The following is an 18,112-nucleotide window of genomic DNA, read 5'->3' as shown; positions in this document are numbered from 1 at the left end:
AGAATAGTGCATTTTTTCACTGGAAATTCGACAAAATCCAGTTAAAACGAATAAAACAGAAAGAGCACCCTGGTCAGAGTGCTCTCCTTTATTAAAAGCTCATTAATGTCAAGACATCATAGCCGTCTAATTTATCTTTTCCATCCAAGTCGGTCAATTCAATAAGGAATGCAATCCCGGCTACAATTCCGCCCAGCTGTTCGACCAATTTGATCGTCGCTTCGATTGTTCCCCCGGTAGCAAGCAAATCATCCGTAATCAGGATGCGCTGTCCCGGTTTAATGGCATCTTTATGGATTGTCAATACATCCTTGCCATATTCTAATCCATATTCCACTTTTATCGTTTCACGTGGAAGTTTTCCTTCTTTTCTCACTGGCGCAAAGCCCACTTCCAATGAGTATGCGACTGGACATCCGATAATGAATCCGCGTGCTTCCGGTCCGACAACCAAGTCGATATTTTTATCGCGAGCGTACTCGACGATTTGGTCTGTTGCGTATTTATAAGCTGCGCCGTTATCCATTAATGTTGTAATATCTTTGAAGACAATACCCGGTTTTGGCCAGTCTTGCACAATTGTTACATATTGCTTTAAATCCATTGCTTTGTTTCCTCCTCAAGGTCTGTTGCCTCATGATCTAAATAATGATTGAACCAATCGAATAATTGCTGATAGGAAGAATAAACTAGCTCTTGTTCAAGCTCAAATTGCTCTTTCTTTCTTGTATACGATACAGATTCACTGAGATCGCGTTTTTTCGCATTGGTTGTGAGCATAATTAACCCGTTCTCTATTGTAACAAAATCAAGCTCAAAAAACACCTTAGAAATGAAATCCACGGTATCTCTTGACCAGCCCCGATATTTGGCTAGGTCATCCCCATATCTTTTCACATCGAGCGGACCCTTTTTGGCAAGGAAGGCATAAAACCATTTAAAATGATCCCTTGTTGGCATCGTACTTAAGAAATGATCCTGTTCATGGGAAAGGTGGGCGTAGATACGCGAAGGGTTCTTTTTGGCAATCACCCATTTCAAATATTCCCTGGACGGCGGCATGTCCATAAATACCAAATGACCTTCAAAGCAGTCGAGCTGCTCTGCATCCAGTTCATTCTTAATATGAACGAGATCTGGATGGTTTTTCAAAAATGGATACCTGCCATAAATGCCTTCCGAGAATATGACGATCTTTCGATTTTGTACAGGAATGTCGGCAAGCCACTTTTCTGGCTGTCCCTTGCCGCGATAATCAAATAACTGCCAATGGTTTACCGAGACATCCTGGACAAAGATCTGTGGCTTTTTCATATTATTCCACTCATTTATGGTAAGCTCACCAATAACCGAGACTTCAGCGTGCGGAGCTATTTCATCGACAAAATGTCCGAGACCGAAGCCCACACCGTCAAGTTTGTGATTTTCACCATCTTCCAGCTGGACCTTCAAGTGATTTTGGTTGGCACCAATCTTGCGGACACTTGAAAGCTGGACGGAATCTATCAAAATCTTCGGCTTTGGATTCGTAACCCCAAATGGCGCCAGCAAGCTCATTTCCTGAATCGTCTGAATGGATACTTCAGCTAAAGTCGTGGCTCCATCCAAGTTCGTAATGGGTTTGAAGTCCTCTTCGTTCAGTTGTTCCTTCGCAATCAAGTTCATGCGGTCCCTAAGCTCCTGAACATCTTCCATTTTCAATGTCATTCCAGCAGCCATCGGATGGCCACCGAAATGAGGCAGCATTTCACGGCAGGCGGAAAGACTTTGAAAAAGATCGAAACCGGCGATGCTCCGAGCAGAACCTTTAGCTAATCCCTTTTCCCGGTCATAGCTCAATACAATCGTGGGCCGGTAAAAGCGTTCAACAAGTTTAGAGGCCACAATCCCCACAACTCCGGCGTTCCAGCCTTCCCTGCCGATGATGAGCACGCCATTGGACTCCGGCGGGAAGTTTTCCTCGACTTCGGCAATCGCCTCTTCCGCCATTGCTGCAACCATTTCCTGCCGCTCTTTATTGATGTCATTGATTTCATTGGCAAGTTCCGTTGCTTCTTCCAGGTTTGAGGACATCAATAAATCCACAGCAGGGTCGGCATCTCCAAGGCGTCCGACAGCATTGATCCGCGGTGCCATCGCAAAGCCGATCGATTCTTCATTCAAAGCTTCCTGCTGAACATTCGCCACCTTCATTAAGGCAACAAGTCCCGGGCGGCGGGTCAAACGTAACTGCTCGATGCCTTTCGCAGCAATGACGCGGTTTTCCCCTTGTAAAGGCACTAAATCCGCTATCGTGCCGATTGCCGCTATTTCAAGCAAATCCTCAGGCAATTCCCCAAGCAAGGCATGTGCCAGCTTAAATGCAACCCCTACTCCGGCAAGATCTTTAAATGGATAGGAACTGTCCTCAAGTTTAGGATGGATGATTGCCAATGCCTCTGGCAGTTCCGGTCCCGGCTCATGATGGTCGGTCAAAATATAATCCATGCCAAGCTCGCCGGCAAGTTTCGCTTCATCGACTGCAGAAATTCCGGTATCGACGGTTATTAATACCTTCACCCCTTGTTCGGCAGCAAGGCGGAATGCCATCGGATTCGGACCATATCCTTCTGTAAAGCGATTCGGGATATAAAAATCAACATCAGCACCCAATCTCGTCAGCGCGGTCATCATCACTGTTGTCGATGTCACGCCATCCGCATCATAATCACCGAATATACGTATTTTTTCTCCATTTTGAATGGCTTCTCTTATTCTATATACCGCTTTATCCATATCCTTCAATAAAAATGGATCATGAAAAGTTTGACTTTTTACAAATAAAAATGATCGGGCACTTTCAATCGTATCCAGGCCTCGATTCACAAGCAGGGCTGCAACCAAAGGTGTGATATGAAGCTCTTCAGCTAGTACAGCAACTTTGTTTTCATCGGCAGTTCGTAAGTTCCACCGGGTTTTTGGCTTTAACATTTATTCACCCCTCAACCTACTCATTATACAAAACGAATATACCAGTTTCAATTTTATTTTACACTCATAATTGGCTGTCATTCCCTATTCAAAAGCTTGGTTCAATAAAAAGAGGCTGGCGTCATGCCAGCCCCCTTTCACCTATTAAACTTGTCCTTCAAGACTTTGTTTCTTTTCTTTTGCCGTATTCAGCGGACCTTTCTTCTTCAATTCCCTGATTTTCAAATCAAGCCAGAATTGGGAAGCGATCAACAGCGATGAATACACGCCGCATATTAACCCGATAAACAGGGCGATGGAGAAGTTACGGATAGCTTCACTACCGAAGATCATCAACGCGATAACCGTTATGAGAACGGTCAGAACCGTATTAATCGATCTCGTCAAAGTTTGCCTGATACTGATGTTGGCAATGTTCTCAAGTTCTTCGACGGTTTTGATTTTACGGCTGAAGCGTAGGTTTTCACGGATACGGTCAAAGGTTACGATCGTATCATTGATCGAATAACCGACGATCGTCAGAACCGCGGCAATGAAGGTGATATCCACTTCGAGCCGGAGTAAGCTAAAAATCGTGATGATGAAGAATGCATCATGTATAAGCGCGACCACGGCCGGAACAGCCATTCGCCATTCAAATCGTATTGATACATACAAAATGATTCCGATTGATGCAATCGCTAATGCAAACATGGCATTTTTTGCAAGCTCTTTTCCGACTGTCGGTGATACGGTGCTGACATTCGGTTCTGCTCCGTAATCCTTCTTGAAATGGTCCTTCAATTCAGCGATTTCCTGTTTATCGAGGACACCTACTGTCCGGACGACTGCATTTTTATTGTCTTTTCCAGCGAGCCTGACATCTTTGATATCCTCAGCGTCGATACCGACCTTTTCCATTTCGGTTTTGACTTGCTGAGTCGTCAAGACATCTTTGGACGCAATCTCGATTCGGGTGCCGCTCGTGAAATCAATTCCAAGATTCAATCTGAAGACGAGCAGGAAAAGGATCCCGATAATGGTGACACCGATTGAAATGCCATAAAAAACTTTCCGATGTTTGACGAAATCGATTTTATCAAAGCGCGTTGGCAATGACATCAAATCCACTTTCTCGGATAAATCGTGAATGTATTTCTTCTTCACGCCAAACCATGTTGTACGCTTGTCAAGGAACCCGCTATTCACCCACAGGCTCATGAAAAGGCGTGTACCATAAACGGCCGTTATGAAACTCATTAAAATCGAAATGATCAAAGTGGTGGCAAACCCTTTAACTGAGCTAGTTCCATAATAGAACAGGACGGCCGCAGCAAGTAAGGTCGTTAAGTTCGCATCCGTAATTGTAGAAAGTGAATTTTTCGTACCTTCTTTATAAGCCGCTTTAACGGATCTGCCGAGTTTCATTTCATCCCTGATTCGCTCGTAGGTTATGATATTGGCGTCGACAGCCATCCCGACCCCTAGTACCAATGCCGCAATACCAGGCAGCGTAAGGACCGCATTCATCCAATCAAACACTAATAGCGTCAAGAAAATGTATATGCTTAAAGTGACGACTGCAATAAATCCCGGGAAGCGGTAATACACAAGCATGAAGATGAAAACAAGGGCAATTCCGATGATTCCTGCAAAAATCGTATCATTCAATGCACCTGCACCGAATTGGGCACCAACGGAAGTGGAATACTTTTCTTTCAAATCTACAGGCAGTGCACCAGCATTCAGAAGGGCTGCAAGCTCTTTCGCTTCTTCCACCGTGAATTGACCGGTAATATACACCTTCTTCGTATTAAAAACTTCACTGACAGCTGGAGCGGAAATCATATTGTCCTGTGAGGCTGTATCCTTAATGGAATCTTTTCCTTCCTCGAAATCCAGCCAGATTGCAAGTACATTAGTCGGACTTTCCATCGAGGATATTTTTTGGGTGATATCCTTAAACTTATTTACATCCTTCAATGTGACTTCGACAACCGGTTTATTATCTTGGAACGTTTGTTTCGCGCCGCCTTCTTTCAGGTCGGCACCGGTCATCATTTCCTTATCGTTGTAGTCACGGAAAGATAATTTTGCTTGTGTCGATAGGATTTCACGAGCATTGTTTTGGTCTTTGACTCCAGCCAATTGAACGCGGATCCGGTCTTTCCCTTCGATTTGGATGTTAGGTTCACTAACGCCCAAGACATTGACACGCCGTTCAAGTGAGCTTACTGTAGCCCGTAAAACATCCGGGGTGATCTTTTCCCCAGACAGCGGTTTTACTTCATATAACACTTCAAAACCGCCTTGAAGATCAAGACCTAGCTTGATATCCTTTAGGATTCCTTTTGAAGTCGTCCCCATCGCTGCGAAAATCAATAGTGCGATTAGAAAAAATGCAACGATCCTGCTTCTTTTTACCATTATGTAGTAGGCCCCTTTCTATAATACGCCTGTTCCTGAAGTTGAAAAAACTGTCATTTTTAGTTTATATGATATCTGCATCCCCTTTGCTTCTAGAGAAAAAAGACACAGCTTCCCATGCTTTTTCCAAAAAAAGCATAACCATATATATTATGAGTCATATACAAACAGCTGTCAATTTTAGCATATACTTGCGTTATTCTTTCAAAAGTTCCTTCAGGTCCACTTCAGAAAGCGGCTCAAATAGGTTTGGTGATTTATAAGCTTCGACCATTTGAAAGGTCATGAACTGGTTGCTCGAAAATGTCACGATATCTGCGACAAGTTCATGAAGGTGAATGTTTTCCTGAGGACGCTTCCATTTATTTTTGGTTAAGGTTCCCCATATGTCTTCCTCTGTTACGGCATTCAATCCGACCATTTGAAATTCCTCACGCTTACTCTTCAAAAATGGACGTACCTTTAGATAATACCTTTGATAGGGATGATTCTTTTTTACCATCACTTTGCCTCCAGTAAAAATGATTCTTAAATGAATGCGCATTTTCTTAGAAGGATTTCGATTATTTGTAAGAACGCAAACAACACTTTTGTCATGCTTTGTCCAAGTACAAGCATATAGATAATTGTATAGCATAACCGCTTTTTTGAGAAGGCAGGGAGGGAGTTCAATGTCCAAATTTTTAAAAGGGACGCTGATTTTATTAATCGCAAGCCTTATTACAAGGGTTCTTGGTTTCATTAACCGCATTGTCATCGCCCGTTTCATCGGCGAAGAAGGCGTTGGTTTATATATGATGGCTTTACCGACCCTCTTTCTTGTCGTGAACATAACCCAGTTAGGCCTGCCAATCGCCATTTCTAAATACGTGGCGGAGGCTAATGCCAGAGGCGATGAGCGGAAAATCAAGAAAATCCTTGTCGTCTCTTTGGCCTGCACCTTTACTCTATCGATGATTTTCACTCCTGCGATGCTGCTTTTCGCACCGGCTCTCTCAGAATACCTATTCACTGACAAACGGACGGTATGGCCTCTAATGGCGATTGCCCCTATCGTACCGATCATCGCCATTTCATCCGTACTGCGCGGTTATTTCCAAGGCAAGCAAAATATGAAGCCCTTCGCTTTCTCACAAGTTATCGAACAGGTGGCCCGAATCACTTTCATAGCCGTCCTGACGAAGGCCTTTTTGCCATATGGAATCGAATATGCTGCAGCCGGGGCGATGTTCGCATCGATCATCGGGGAGCTTGTATCTCTCATCTACTTATTGACCAGCTTTAAATTAAAGAAACATTTTAAGTTCAGGAAGGGTTTCTTCAAGAATGTCAAATCCGGAAAAGGAACGTTCACCGAATTGATGGGGATTGCCCTGCCTTCCACCGGGAGCAGGATGATCGGATCGGTTTCGTGGTTTTTCGAACCGATAGTGGTCGCCCAGAGTTTGGCACTTGCCGGAGTCACTGCGGCCGCAGCCACAAGTCAATACGGGGAGCTGACAGGGTACGCCCTGCCTTTACTCATGCTTCCTTCCTTCGTCACATCATCATTGGCGACGGCACTTGTCCCCGCAGTGAGCGAAGCCCGTACGACCGGAAACTTTTCACTTGTTGAACACAGGCTTCAGCAGGCCCTGAAAATCACCTTTATCACAGGCTGTTTAGCTATCGTCATTCTGTTCATCTTTGCCGAACCGATTTTACAAGTCATGTATGGCTCTTCGCATGCTGCTGTTTTCATTAAATTCCTGGCGCCTTTTTTCATCCTTTATTACTTTCAATATCCGCTGCAATCCATGCTGCAAGCACTGGATCTTGCAAAGGCTGCAATGTTCAACAGCCTGGCTGGGAACATCCTTAAAATCGGCGTGATCTGGCTGTTGGCGTCAAAGGAAAGTTTCGGAATCATGGGAGCCGCAATCGGGATAGCTGTCGGTACGATGCTCGTTACCTTCCTTCATTTTTCAACCGTGCTGAAGGTCGTCCCTTTCACGCTTCATTTTCGCAGCTATCTGTCAGCATTGGTCCTTGCATTAATTTCCGGATGGGGCGGTTATTATCTTTATCAATTCCCGCTTTCCTCACAGCCTCTTGGCATACGGCTTTTGCTTTCCGTGATGGTCGTTATCCTGCTGTTCACATTTTTCCTGCTCATGACCGGCAGCATAAAAAAGGCGGACCTGATCAGGATTCCTGTAGTGGGCGGCTTTTTATCAAAATTCGCTTGGAAATAAAATGGACCGAAGCATTAAGAGGCTTCGGTCATTTCTTCGTTTCATTTTTATCGATATAAAATTGGCCATCTATGTACCCACAAATCGAAATCTCTTTAACCTTCGTTTCTCCCAGTTTTTTTAACTGGTGCCTGAGCCAAAAATGATTTTTGCCAATTCTATCGAGATTCCTCTCCTGTATCTTCCCGTCGATTATAAGAGGATATGGTGTTTCCTTGGTTTTAGACCTTTTGCCTTTGGTATTCTTGATGATCGAAAGCTTTCCGGAGGATTCGAGGATTGCGAATTGTACGTCATTTAAATCATTAATCCCCTGTTCACGTAGCTGGGTCAATAAATCATCGAAATTATATCGTTGCTTACGCATCGCTTTTTCATCTATTTTCCCTTGATTGATGATGATCTGGGGCGTACCGTCCACGATGTTTCGAAACCTTATGCTTTTCAATGAAATGTAAGCCATGATTATCTGGATGAAAGCAAGTACGAACATCGGTATGATTTGCCTGAAAAATGGTCTATCCAAATCTTCAAAGGATAGGACGGCAATGTCCCCGATCATGATGGATACCACTAAATCAAGAATGCTCAGTTCCCCAACTTCCCGCTTACCCATCATTCGGAAAAGTAATAATATGACTAGATAGATCACTGTTGTTCTAAAAATAATAGCCAGGGTATCCATTGAATAACACTTCCTTCATCCATAGCATGGCTTGGGAACTGAAAAATTACTCCATAATCTTTTCTAATTTTACAGTAAGCTTCCTAAACCTGGTCTAAAGGCTCGATACGGGGAATATGCTTGTACAAACACATAAACAGGCTATCGTATCAGCCTTTTAAAAAGGAGGAATACCCATCGAAACAAAAAAAATGAGTGTCGCCGTAATTTATGGCGTAGGCTCCATCTTTGCGATAGCGATGATTGCAAGTTTAATCGTTTCCATCCTTCTTCGTTTTACTTCACTGACGGAATCATCCCTGACATACGTGATCATGACCGTGTCTTTTTTATCGCTGTTCATTGGTGGATTCATTTCAGGAGGCAAAGGGAAAAAGCAAGGGCTATTCTTGGGCGGAAGCACTGGGCTGCTTTATCTATTGGTCGTGTTCCTTTTTCAATATTTAGGTCACGATGCACTTTTCACCATCAAGCAATGGATATACTATGGCTGTTTCGTGATCACTGCCATGATGGGCGGCGTACTTGGGGTCAACATGAGTTCCGACTCCCGCACCGATTAAAAACACAGCAAAAAACCGGGCACATGGCCCGGTTTTCGTTTGTCTTATAGAGATGCTTCTCTATTCGGTGCGCTTTCTGTAATTTCACGGATTGCTGCACGGTCAAAAGTTAGTTTTGTACCGTCTGGTGATTTAATGACGATTTGCAGTTCATCGATTGCATCGATTGTTCCGTGCATGCCGCCGATAGTAGCAACTTTATCACCTTTTTTCAGACTGCTCTGCATGCTTTGCGTAGCCTTTTGGCGTTTTTGCTGAGGGCGGATCAATAAGAAATAGAACAATACGAACATTAAAATCAACGGAAGTATTTGTGTTAAAGAACCCATTTTGTATATTCACTCCTTTCACTCATTAAAATATTTATGGAATTAGAAGTTTCTCGCATTTGGTTCATTGAAACCATACTGCTCGAAAAACTCTTCCCTAAAGTCTCCAAGACGATCTTCTCGAATAGCTTGTCTGACCTGTTCCATCAAGTTTAACAGAAAGTGAAGATTATGGTAAGACGTAAGACGAATCCCAAAGGTTTCTTCACATTTAATCAAATGGCGGATATATGCCCGGCTATAATTCTTGCAAACATGGCAATCGCAATTTTCATCGATTGGACCGAAATCGCGTGCATATTTCGCATTTTTCACAACCAGCCGCCCATTGCTCGTCATGAGCGTACCATTACGCGCAATTCGCGTCGGCAGTACACAGTCAAACATATCGACACCGCGGAGTGCACCGTCGATCAATGAGTCCGGTGAACCGACTCCCATCAGATAACGCGGTTTGTCTGTCGGCAGCAGCGGACTTGTAAACTCAAGCACACGGTTCATGATATCCTTTGGTTCCCCTACGGATAGTCCTCCAATAGCATAACCCGGGAAGTCAAGGGAGACAAGGTCTTTTGCACTTTGTTTTCGAAGATTTTCAAATTCCCCGCCTTGAACGATTCCGAACAGCCCTTGGTCATTTGGACGCTCATGTGCATTCAAACAGCGTTCCGCCCAGCGCGATGTCCGTTCAACCGACTTCTTCATATACTCTTCAGTCGCCGGAAATGGCGGACATTCATCAAATGCCATCATAATATCGGAGCCAAGCGCATTTTGTATTTCCATCGCTTTTTCCGGAGATAAAAATAATTTATCACCATTCAGATGGTTCCTGAAATGTACACCCTCTTCTTCAATTTTGCGGAACTCGCTTAAACTGAATACTTGAAAGCCGCCTGAGTCGGTCAAAATCGCCCGATCCCAGTTCATGAACTTATGCAATCCGCCAGCTTCCTTGATGATTTCATGCCCCGGACGCAGCCAAAGATGGTAGGTATTGCTCAGGATGATGCCTGCCCCCATTTGTTTCAAATCTTCCGGTGACATCGTTTTGACAGTAGCCATCGTTCCAACCGGCATAAATGCCGGCGTTTCAAAAGAACCATGCGGCGTATGGACCCGGCCCAGCCGTGCCCCTGTCTGTTTACATGTTTTGATTAACTCATATCGTATTGCAGTCAACGCAATAACTCCCTTCAAGAGCTTCTCACTCTTATATTACTTAATTAACATTGCATCTCCAAAACTAAAGAACCTGTATTTTTCTTCCACTGCCGTTTCATAGGCATGAAGGACATGCTCCCTGCCCGCAAGTGCAGAAATAAGCATGATTAAAGTCGATTTGGGCAAATGGAAGTTCGTTATCATCGCATCGATCCCTTTGAATTCATAACCAGGATAAATGAAGATGCTCGTCCAGCCATTCTCTTCCTTGAAAACCCCATCATTTCGGGACGCAATCGTTTCCAATGTCCTGGTGGACGTAGTGCCGACCGTAATGATTTTCCCGCCTTTTTCTTTCACTTCATTCAGCAATCTGGCAGTGCCTTCCGTCATTTGATAAAATTCCGAATGCATTTCGTGGCTGTCAATATCGTCGACACTGACTGGACGGAACGTACCAAGTCCCACATGCAGCGTGATGAAAGCGATGTGGACACCCATCCCTTTAAGTTTCTCGAGCAACTCCTCCGTAAAATGCAGGCCAGCGGTAGGTGCAGCTGCAGATCCCCGTTCACGCGCATATACCGTTTGATAACGGTCCTGGTCGTCAAGTTGTTCCTTGATGTATGGAGGTAGTGGCATTTCGCCAAGCTTTTCTAGTATTTCATAAAATATGCCTTCATATTTAAATTCCAGGATCCGGCCGCCATGCTCGAGCATGCCTGTACAGACGGCACTCAGCTTACCGTCGCCAAATACGATTGTCGACCCTTCTTTAATCCGTTTGGCCGGCTTCACAAGAGTTTCCCATACATCTTCATGCTCTTGCTTAAGCAACAATACTTCGATTTTTGCACCTGTTCCTTCTTTACTTCCGTAAAGTCGTGCCGGCAGCACCTTCGTATCATTCAACACCAGGCAATCTCCCGGTTTGATATATTCCGTGATATGGCTGAATACATCATGCCGGAGCTTACCGGTTTCTCTGTCCAGCACCATCAATCTACTTGCTTCCCTATCCTCCAAAGGAACTTGGGCTATCAGCTCCTCCGGTAAATGAAAATCAAACATATCCAATTTCATCTGTTCCACTTCCTTATATGTCTATCAAGCTGTAATCATTATTTAAAACGGCCGATCAAATAAAAAATCGCGGACAACACAACACTGACGATGATCGATGTAACGATAGGAAAGTAAAACGTCGTATTCCCCTTTTTCAGAAAGACATCTCCCGGCAGCCTGCCGAGATGAATATATTTCATCGCAAAACCAATCACGAATATAATCACACCCAATATCATGACCATCTTCGGTATATTAATCATTCAGGCATCTCCATTCCGAAATGCTCATATACAAGCTGTGTTGCCATCCTGCCTCTTGGGGTCCGCTGAAGAAAACCGACTTGTAACAGATATGGTTCATACACATCTTCGATCGTATGTGCCTCTTCGCCAATCGTTGCAGCAATCGTTTCCAGACCCACGGGCCCGCCACGGAATTTTTCAATGATCCCTTTAAGTAATTTATGGTCAATATGATCGAGTCCTAAACGGTCAACCTGCATTAATTCAAGCGCATAATCGGCAAGCTCGGCCGTTATTGTACCATTTCCGCGTACCTGGGCGAAATCCCTGACCCTCCGTAAAAGCCGATTAGCAATTCTCGGGGTGCCCCTTGACCTTCTTGCAAGCTCGGCCGCTGCTTGATCATCCATTTCCGTATCCATGATTCTTGCTGTACGGATGATGATATCGGCCAAATGGTTTTCCGTATAATATTCAAGACGGCTCAAGACGCCAAAACGGTCCCTGAGCGGTGCAGACAGTGAGCCTGCACGTGTCGTGGCACCTACGAGTGTGAATGGCGGCAAGTCGATCCTGATCGAACGGGCTTCCGGCCCCTTACCGACTACAATATCCAGACAGAAGTCCTCCATAGCCGGGTATAGCACTTCCTCGACAACGCGAGGAAGACGGTGAATCTCATCAATGAACAATACATCACCGGGTTCAAGTGCACTCAAAATGGCCGCCAGATCTCCCGGCCGCTCAATGGCGGGACCGGAAGTCGTGCGGATATTCACACCCATTTCATTGGCGATGATGACGGCAAGCGTCGTCTTTCCAAGGCCAGGCGGTCCATATAAAAGTACATGATCGAGCGTTTCTTCACGCATCCTTGCCGCTTCGATGTATACACTCAAATTCGCTTTCACTTTATCCTGTCCGATATATTGCTTTAAGTTTTGCGGCCGCAGGCTTTGTTCAAAGGACAGTTCGTTCAAATCGGCTTCCTGATTGAATATTCTCTCCTCCATTGCGCCACTCCTTATCTTAACATCATTTGCAATGCTTTCTTAATATATTGCTCGGTCGTCCTATCTTCAGCCTGCAGTTTCTTGGCAACCTTTTGGACTTCCTTTTCAGAATAACCAAGAGCCTTCAAGGCAAGAATGGCTTCATCCAATTCCTCCGTATAACCATTTGGACTGAGTGCAGACGTGACGCCTTCGTTAAACAAGCTTGGAAACGCATCCGGAATAATGTTCTCCAATTTCCCTTTTAAATCGAGAATCATCTGCCGTGCCGTTTTCTTTCCGACTCCCGGGAATTTCACCAAAAACGATTCATCTTCATTTTCGATTGCCTGTACCACCTGATCAACCTGGCCTGATGCCAATATGGCTAGAGCACCCTTTGGCCCGATTCCGGTTACATTCAATAATTTTGTGAATAACGCCTTTTCTTGACGGGTCTGAAATCCGTATAATGCGGCCATATCCTCACGAACATAATGATACAGGAAAACTTGGATTTCTTTCTGGTATTGAGCGGAAAAAATAAAAGGATTCGGCGTCATCACTTGATATCCGATCCCCCCATTTTCCACAACTATGTATTCAGGCCCAATATAATCGACCTTACCTTTTATATAATCATACAAATTAATTCTCTCCCTGATTTTGCTGTACCTCTCATTTTATCATAAAAAGGGAAGCTTGTTCATTAAAAAGTTATTTAATAGGCGCAATGACTTTTACAATGGAGGATATCCCGTTTTATTGCATATGGGGCATTATCCCATCCTACAGTTTTTAGACAAATGGGGTTCTATCTAAATTTTAAAAAAGGTGATTGAAGCGGATGTGCGAGACTCCTGCGGGGAAGCGCGCGTCTAAGGGAGACCCCCCGACCGCCCTCGGAAAGCGAGTGCCTAGAGGTAATGTACAAATCGGACAAACCCTAAAAAAACTGTAGACAAACTCTATTTGATCGAGTTTGTCTACAGTCTGGTGGTTTTGGACCCATCCTCTCCTAATTTACCGAATATGGCTCATATTCTTTAATGAGCTGTTTATATTGGTCTTTATTCATGATAGGAATCCCTTTTTGCAATTCCTCCTGCTTGTATACTTCAAGTTTACCGATGTCTATTTGGTAAAAGGTATGAATGATCTTGGCGTGCTCAGGCCTTCCGATAAAAATGGATAAAGTGCCATCTTCCCTCATCCCAAGGTAGCCATTCGCTTTTAAAAGCGGAGATATGTCATTTTCAATTTTCTTCATGACAATCTGCTCTTCATTTTGATCGACTACTCTCCATCCTTCATATTTTGACCAAAAGTCCTCCATCGACCAAATTGTTTCTGTCAATTTCTCTTCACTTAACTCCCCATCCAGATACATACGCTGAAGAATGACCTTCCTTTCTATTGGATCATTTTCCTTTTGAACGGTTTCTTCGGCCAAAACGGTTAAGCAAAATGGCAATATGAAAAGTGTCATGAAAAACTGGATTCTTAGTTGATTAATCAATATACTCACCTCTTAAGGCGTTTACTTTTTATGTAGTTTGACCCCAAATAAGGATTATTAACCAGAAAAAAATCAAAAAAAGCTGACTCCATACCGGGTCAGCCCACTCATTATTTCAAGTGATTTTCGTGAATGTTCAGGTTATCGAACATGTCATTGGCATCCAAAATGATCAATTCCCTCGTATCGCCATCACGAAGATTGTTATCAAGTGTCATCGTCCTGAAATAGACACCTTCATCCGTGGTAACATATAGGGTACGGTCATTGGTAAGCGATCCGATTTCCTTCTTGATTCTCTCTTTAACATCTTTTGCCTGGCTGTAGTCATCAAGCAGCAAGGCTACCAGCATTTCGTCTTTCATGATGATTGTCCTGGCATCGATAACCGGTTTGGCTTTATTGGCGACCCCATTGACTTTGTCGGCTAAAGCGCCTTCATAAGAATTATAATAAGATGATCGCGCCTTAAGCGGTTTGCTTTCATGTCCATGGTAATTACGGTCACTCTTACTGTACGAACCATCTTTATCGTATAGACCTTGCACCATATTCTCATAATTGATGTTGCGTACCAATGTATCTTTTTCATGGTACCCTGTTTCATTCGTGATATTTTCATTTTCCGCTGTATCATTATTAGCACATCCAACCAAACTGACGGCGGCCAATACCGTACAAAGCGGCTGTGCCCATTTTATTTTCTGCACCAATAACCCTCCCATTGCAAAAGAATGAGCTATATTCCGCTCATAATTAGCATGGGTGTCGAACGGGAAATGTACTCTGTAAGTTACGGCCAAAAATCCATTTTAATTCCTATTTAGGGAAGAAATCCTTTTCGCCAATTTTTCATTCATCTCCATCCGCTCCGAAAAACCTTCCACGGACATTTTCCAGACCGAGTGCAGCTGAGAAGAACTTTTATTAAGACGATTCCATTCACGGAAAATATCGGTAGGATAAGTTAATGCATATAAGAAGGCCAGGTCTGACTGATACCTTTGCAATTGCGGCACTTCCCACAGTTCGGTGGCCGCATCTTCCAAATGATGCGAAATTCGATTTGCATACTGTAAATAATCAATGCACCTCGGTGCATTTGCCATTAAGTCAAAATCGATTAAAGTCAAAGTGCCGTCCGCTCTCCGCAAGAAATTATGATGGGCACAATCACCATGAATGATGACTTTCTTTTCCTTATTCCATAAAGACTGATTTTTATCAAACCCCTCTAGCGACCATTCCCCCCATCTGATCCATTCCTTGATAATATCTTCGGAAACATATTGTCGAACATAAGAAAAGTTCTTTTTAAATAGGGATAAGCGTTCTTTCCACTTTTTTGATTGATTGAACGCAGGCGCGTTAATGGAGAGATGTTCAGACACATCATGGAAGCTTTCCAGTAACTGAATGCCCTCTAAGCGGTCCTTATGATTGGAAAATCTGAATTTTTTCTTATTCGGCGGAAAATAGTCCATACTCCCATACCATTTCCCTTTAAATTGAAAGGGCATTAAATTCTGATGAATATAATACGTTTGATGAAATCCCTTTTGTTTTAACAAAGAAGTCAATTCTCTTTGCCGATCCCATTTTTCAAAACTGTCGAATCCTTTAAGAATCATTGGATGACCCTTTTCAAAATTTATTAAATAGACACTGCTTTGAATATGGTGGACTTTCTTGGGCTTACGATTTAAATAAGAGAGGAGACGAGTGTTAAAAACACTGTCTCCTTGATAATTAGTAGTCATCGCTTTCATCTGCATATGTCGGTATCCCAAATGTTTCAGGCGCACGCACGCCCCCAAATTGGCCTGGCTGGCCTCCCATTTGTCCTGGTAACATAGCTTCAGGTTGCCCCCCAAGCTGACCGCGCATCATGTCCGGCTGACCACCAAACTGACCCGGCATCATGGCCCGCTGACCTCCGTTTTGGCCGCCCATCATCCATGGCTGGCCTCCGTTTTGGCCTCCCGGCATCATCCCCGGTTGACCTCCGTTTTGACCGCCCGGCATCATTCCCGGCTGACCACCGTTTTGGCCGCCCATCATCCACGGCTGGCCTCCGTTTTGACCACCCGGCATCATCCACGGCTGACCTCCGTTTTGGCCGCCCGGCATCATCCATGGCTGGACTCCATTTTGACCGCCTGGCATCATCCCTGGCTGGACTCCATTTTGACCGCCCGGCATCATCCCTGGCTGACCTCCGTTTTGGCCGCCCATCATCCATGGCTGGCCTCCATTTTGACCGCCTGGCATCATCCCTGGCTGACCTCCGTTTTGGCCGCCCATCATCCATGGCTGGCCTCCGTTCTGGCCGCCCATCGTCATGCCCGGCTGACCTCCGTTTTGGCCGCCCATCATCATGCCCGGCTGACCTCCGTTTTGGCCGCCCATCATCCACGGCTGGCCTCCGTTTTGGCCGCCCATCATCATGCCTGGCTGACTTCCGTTCTGGCCGCCCATCATCATCCCTGGCTGACCTCCATTTTGATCACCCGGCATCATGAATTCATCATATGATTCTACTGACTCTTCTCCATATTGACCTTGCACCTCTATACCCATCTGAGACTCTTTAGGTGACACCCCTGGGTATGGGTATGAGGCCTGTTGTTGTTGCTGTGATTGAACGGATTGATATTGGTGATAATCCGGATGGTGTTGGGCATTTGCATCCATTTTTTTGTTTCCTTGATACTGCCCCTTCACTTCCGGCCCATACGTTCCGAGTAACCCCTGATTACAGCCGCAATCTTCTTCTTCACCGGCAGCCTGGTTATACTGCTGAGGGAAGTTATTGTTATTGTATGAAGATGGAAATTCTTCTGGTGACTTATAGTCTTGTGGCATATATGAACCTGCCACTTGGGCTTGTTGATTCATCCCTCCATAATAATGGTGCGGAACCGGTGCGGAGGCTTGATATGGATATTGTTGCTGGCTTGGCGTATTCATGCTCGCCCCTTGGACGAATCCTTGATCCATCATTTGCATGTCAGGAGATTCTCCCCAAACATCGGGGCTCTCTTCCATCATTTGATGACCATTTGTTTCCGGAGCCGCCTGATACCCTTGAGCGCCTTGATTTGGGGCTTGCATGTGCATATGCGCCCACGGTGGCGGCTGAATACAATAACCGCTGCCTGGCAAAATGGGCGTTACCGGGATACAATCATCCACCGGCTCAAAATTTTCCTGAGCTGGCTGTACAGCTGGCTTTTTCTTCTTCTTTTTAGTGACTGCAGGCTCTTCTTTTTTCTTTGGTAAAGGTGCTACAGCCTCTTCCTTTTTCTTTGGTAAAGGTGGTGCTGCAGCCACTTCTTTTTTCTTTGGTAAAGGTGCTACAGCCTCTTCCTTTTTCTTTGGTAAAGGTGGTGGTGCAGGAGGCTTTTGCACGCTCATATTGGTCATGTTGACCATATAATAATTATTGATATCGATTTCCGGTATCACTGGCATGGGCACCGGCACTTCTTTTGGAACGATTTGCTTTTCTTTAATGATTGGCTTTGGCTGAACGATCTGCTGCTCTTTAACTGGTTTCTGAACCATGGGTTGTTCTTTTACCGGTTGTTGAAATTTCGGCTGTTCCTTAACAGCCGGTTTTTGCATAACTTGCTGCTCTTTCATAGGTGCAGGCTGAACCTGATACGGTAGAATTTGGGATTCTTTCATTCCCTGCTGGATATTCACGTTTGGTTTACCCGTTTCTTTTATTACAGCTCCGGATGTCCCTGGTATTTTTATTTTCATTCCTGGCATCATCATGTCCGGATTGCTTAATTGTGCGTTAACTTTTTTAAGTTCTTCAAAACTGACGCCGTATTTTTTGGCGAGTTTCCAAAGTGTATCGCCTTTTTGGACTATATGAATTTTCACGCTGTTAACCCCTCCTGTGCATATGTCCATATATTCTATGAAGCAG

The 18,112-nt window shown here is 44.4% G+C and carries 16 protein-coding genes and 1 pseudogene; 2 read left to right on the top strand and 15 right to left on the bottom strand.

The window, feature by feature from the left end:
- Positions 1-91: 91 nt before the first annotated feature.
- The 4 genes from IOC57_RS01250 to IOC57_RS01235 form a co-directional block, all read right to left on the bottom strand.
- Entirely contained in the window at positions 92-604 is a 513-nt protein-coding gene (locus IOC57_RS01250; RefSeq protein ID WP_061464220.1) for an adenine phosphoribosyltransferase, read from the bottom strand.
- On the bottom strand, positions 595-2,970 hold the full coding sequence (gene recJ / locus IOC57_RS01245; protein WP_207437008.1) for a single-stranded-DNA-specific exonuclease RecJ: 2,376 nt from the start codon (positions 2,968-2,970) through the stop codon (positions 595-597). The genes IOC57_RS01250 and recJ overlap by 10 nt, the downstream gene beginning before the upstream one ends.
- A 144-nt stretch (positions 2,971-3,114) precedes the next feature.
- On the bottom strand, positions 3,115-5,376 hold the full coding sequence (gene secDF, locus IOC57_RS01240) for a protein translocase subunit SecDF (protein WP_207437007.1): 2,262 nt from the start codon (positions 5,374-5,376) through the stop codon (positions 3,115-3,117).
- 196 nt (positions 5,377-5,572) lie between these two features.
- A complete protein-coding gene (locus IOC57_RS01235) occupies positions 5,573-5,878 on the bottom strand; it encodes a post-transcriptional regulator (protein WP_207437006.1) in 306 nt (101 codons plus the stop codon).
- Between the two features lie 169 nt (positions 5,879-6,047).
- Between IOC57_RS01235 and spoVB the strand changes: the two genes are divergently transcribed.
- Positions 6,048-7,610 carry a stage V sporulation protein B gene (spoVB, locus tag IOC57_RS01230; protein ID WP_207437005.1) on the top strand — a complete coding sequence of 521 codons (1,563 nt, stop codon included), beginning with the start codon at positions 6,048-6,050 and terminating at the stop codon, positions 7,608-7,610.
- 28 nt (positions 7,611-7,638) lie between these two features.
- Here the strand turns inward: spoVB and IOC57_RS01225 are convergent, their stop codons facing one another.
- Positions 7,639-8,295: a DUF421 domain-containing protein gene (locus tag IOC57_RS01225; protein WP_207437004.1), complete on the bottom strand. Its 657-nt coding sequence runs from the start codon at positions 8,293-8,295 to the stop codon at positions 7,639-7,641.
- Between the two features lie 191 nt (positions 8,296-8,486).
- Here IOC57_RS01225 and IOC57_RS01220 point away from each other — a divergent pair, with 191 nt between their 5' ends.
- Positions 8,487-8,858, top strand: coding sequence for a TIGR04086 family membrane protein (locus tag IOC57_RS01220; protein WP_207437003.1), 372 nt, complete (start codon positions 8,487-8,489; stop codon positions 8,856-8,858).
- 44 nt (positions 8,859-8,902) lie between these two features.
- Here IOC57_RS01220 and yajC read toward each other — a convergent pair whose 3' ends face one another.
- The 10 genes and pseudogenes from yajC to safA all read right to left on the bottom strand — a co-directional run.
- Positions 8,903-9,187, bottom strand: coding sequence for a preprotein translocase subunit YajC (yajC, locus tag IOC57_RS01215; RefSeq protein ID WP_207437002.1), 285 nt, complete (start codon positions 9,185-9,187; stop codon positions 8,903-8,905).
- Positions 9,188-9,229: 42 nt separating this feature from the next.
- A complete protein-coding gene (gene tgt / locus IOC57_RS01210) occupies positions 9,230-10,375 on the bottom strand; it encodes a tRNA guanosine(34) transglycosylase Tgt (protein ID WP_207437184.1) in 1,146 nt (381 codons plus the stop codon).
- A gap of 30 nt (positions 10,376-10,405) precedes the next feature.
- On the bottom strand, positions 10,406-11,434 hold the full coding sequence (queA, locus tag IOC57_RS01205; protein ID WP_207437001.1) for a tRNA preQ1(34) S-adenosylmethionine ribosyltransferase-isomerase QueA: 1,029 nt from the start codon (positions 11,432-11,434) through the stop codon (positions 10,406-10,408).
- A 38-nt stretch (positions 11,435-11,472) separates the two neighbouring features.
- Positions 11,473-11,679 carry a DUF2905 domain-containing protein gene (locus tag IOC57_RS01200; protein WP_207437000.1) on the bottom strand — a complete coding sequence of 69 codons (207 nt, stop codon included), beginning with the start codon at positions 11,677-11,679 and terminating at the stop codon, positions 11,473-11,475.
- Positions 11,676-12,674 (bottom strand): Holliday junction branch migration DNA helicase RuvB, encoded by a 999-nt coding sequence (ruvB, locus tag IOC57_RS01195; protein ID WP_207436999.1) that lies wholly within the window; start codon positions 12,672-12,674, stop codon positions 11,676-11,678. Before ruvB ends, IOC57_RS01200 begins: the two co-directional genes overlap by 4 nt.
- Before the next feature lie 11 nt (positions 12,675-12,685).
- Positions 12,686-13,300, bottom strand: coding sequence for a Holliday junction branch migration protein RuvA (ruvA, locus tag IOC57_RS01190; protein ID WP_207436998.1), 615 nt, complete (start codon positions 13,298-13,300; stop codon positions 12,686-12,688).
- A gap of 371 nt (positions 13,301-13,671) precedes the next feature.
- Positions 13,672-14,181, bottom strand: coding sequence for a BofC C-terminal domain-containing protein (locus IOC57_RS01185; protein ID WP_396020740.1), 510 nt, complete (start codon positions 14,179-14,181; stop codon positions 13,672-13,674).
- 101 nt (positions 14,182-14,282) lie between these two features.
- Entirely contained in the window at positions 14,283-14,882 is a 600-nt protein-coding gene (locus IOC57_RS01180; RefSeq protein WP_207436996.1) for a YhcN/YlaJ family sporulation lipoprotein, read from the bottom strand.
- Positions 14,883-14,984: 102 nt separating this feature from the next.
- Complete coding sequence (locus IOC57_RS01175; RefSeq protein ID WP_207436995.1) at positions 14,985-15,947, bottom strand: phosphotransferase; 963 nt, start codon at positions 15,945-15,947, stop codon at positions 14,985-14,987.
- A 1,951-nt stretch (positions 15,948-17,898) separates the two neighbouring features.
- A pseudogene (gene safA / locus IOC57_RS26700) lies at positions 17,899-18,066 on the bottom strand (SafA/ExsA family spore coat assembly protein); the annotation flags it as partial.
- Between the last annotated feature and the right edge of the window lie 46 nt (positions 18,067-18,112).

The sequence above is a fragment of the Bacillus sp. SD075 genome, from assembly GCF_017355165.1.
Classification (GTDB): domain Bacteria; phylum Bacillota; class Bacilli; order Bacillales; family DSM-1321; genus Peribacillus.
Note: the sequence above shows the minus strand (reverse complement) of the source record. Positions and strands in the feature narration are given on the sequence as shown.